The 365-nt window shown below is 60.5% G+C and carries 1 protein-coding gene; it reads left to right on the top strand.

All coding sequences use genetic code 11. The annotated features are described in order from the left end of the window. Nucleotides 1-365: transposase (locus FDO69_RS40980; RefSeq protein WP_170321024.1), on the top strand; the 365-nt coding region annotated here is incomplete at its 5' end.

Below are 365 nucleotides of genomic sequence, written 5' to 3'. Positions count from 1 at the left end.
TCCTCGATGAGATCGACCGCCAGACCGATATGAGCCTGGCGGTCCACGTGATCTGCGACAACCTCTCCGCTCACAAGGCGCCCGTGGTGCACAAGTGGCTGCTCGCGCATCCGCGCTTCCAGCTCCACTTCACGCCCACCTACTCATCGTGGATCAACCAGGTTGAGCGGTGGTTCGCTGAGCTCGAACGACGCTGCCTTGAGCGCGGGGTGTTCTGCTCCATCGACAACCTCAAGGCCGCACTCGAGAGCTGGATCAAGGTCTGGAACGAGGACGCCAGGCCATTCAAATGGACCAAGACCGCCGACCAGATCCTCGACCGTATCTGCCGCTACTGCGACAGGATCTCAAAACCAGGTCACTAG

This window comes from Streptomyces tibetensis, assembly GCF_007655005.1.
GTDB lineage: Bacteria > Actinomycetota > Actinomycetes > Streptomycetales > Streptomycetaceae > Streptomyces > Streptomyces tibetensis.
This window is presented reverse-complemented; position numbering and strand designations above follow the sequence as displayed.